The sequence below is a fragment of the Paratractidigestivibacter sp. genome, from assembly GCF_052362415.1.
Taxonomy (GTDB): Bacteria; Actinomycetota; Coriobacteriia; order Coriobacteriales; family Atopobiaceae; genus Paratractidigestivibacter.
This window is the reverse complement of sequence record NZ_DAWEMK010000180.1, coordinates 1-1,195: the sequence shown is the minus strand read 5'-3', so window position 1 is coordinate 1,195 and position 1,195 is coordinate 1. Positions and strand designations below refer to the sequence as shown.

Annotated in this window: 2 protein-coding genes; both read left to right on the top strand. The window is 66.4% G+C overall.

All coding sequences use genetic code 11. From position 1 onward, the window contains the following. Positions 1–474 (top strand): DUF6363 domain-containing protein (locus ACT84W_RS10625; protein ID WP_444329194.1); only part of this gene is annotated, 474 nt, incomplete at its 5' end. Between the two features lie 238 nt (positions 475–712). Continuing rightward, the gene (rplM, locus tag ACT84W_RS10620; RefSeq protein WP_417576145.1) at positions 713–1,153 is read left to right on the top strand and encodes a 50S ribosomal protein L13; all 441 of its coding nucleotides are present in this window, start codon (positions 713–715) and stop codon (positions 1,151–1,153) included. Positions 1,154–1,195 lie beyond the last annotated feature (42 nt).

Here is a 1,195-nt window from a genome sequence, read left to right as displayed (position 1 = left end):
GTCCGCGCGTCCGCCTCGCTGCCCGGCATGAGCCGCATGGTCGAGATCGGCGGCCAGCGCTACCTCGATGGCGGCACGACGGACTCCATCCCCTTCGCCGTGGCCATGGGGCTGCCGGGGGCGCGCCGCGTCGAGGGCCATGAGCCGGTCGACCGCGCGCTCGTCGTCGTCACGCAGGACCGCGGCTACCAGAAGGGCGCGGGCACCGAGGCCATGGTCCTGCGCTCGCACCGCTACGACGACTTCCCGTACTACACCGAGGCCCTGCGCACGCGCGGACCGCGCTACAACGCCCAGCGCGAGCAGCTGTGGGACATCGAGCGCGAGGGTCGCTGCCTCGTCATCGCGCCCGAGACGCCCGTCGAGGTCGGCGTCATGGAGACCGCCGGCGCGCCGCTGCTCGACCTCTACCTGCAGGGCAGGCGTCAAGCCGAGGCTCGCCTCGCCGAGATTGACGCCTTCCTCGCCGGCTGACCGGGGGACGGTGGGCGCGGAGTTCCCCGAGCTGACGCCCGCTCGCGGGCGCTTGGGGCGCTTCTGTGTGCGCATCTTGTGTGCGCAGCGTGCACGAAAAAATCACCGGCCCGCGCGACCTGCGGTGACGTACAATTTACAAGCTTTGTCAACAGAGCCCCGTAATCTCTGAAAATGAACAAGCATCTCGGCGGTTTGTCCAGAAGCCGTCGAACCGTAAGTACGTAGGAGGAGTCAAGTGAAGAAGTCGACTCAGTTCGCCAAGGCCGGCGAAGTCGAGCGCAAGTGGGTGCTTCTCGACGCTGAGGGCGCGACCCTCGGTCGTCTTGCGACCACTGCTGCCATGTATCTCCGTGGCAAGAACAAGCCGCAGTACACCCCGAACGCCGACACCGGTGACTTCGTCGTCGTGATCAACGCCGACAAGGTCATCCTCACCGGCAACAAGATGGACCAGAAGCGCTACTGGCGCTACTCCGGTTATCTCGGCGGCCTCAAGTTCGAGAGCTTCAAGGAGGCCATGGAGAAGCACCCCGAGCGCGTCATCGAGCACGCGGTCAAGGGCATGCTCCCCAAGTCCTCGCTCGGCCGTGCCCAGGGCACCAAGCTCAAGGTCTACGCCGGCCCCGAGCACCCGCACGCCGCCCAGAACCCCGTGAAGATCGATTGGAGGGCCTAATCATGGCTGAGAACTCCGTGGTTTACTGGGGCACTGGTCGCC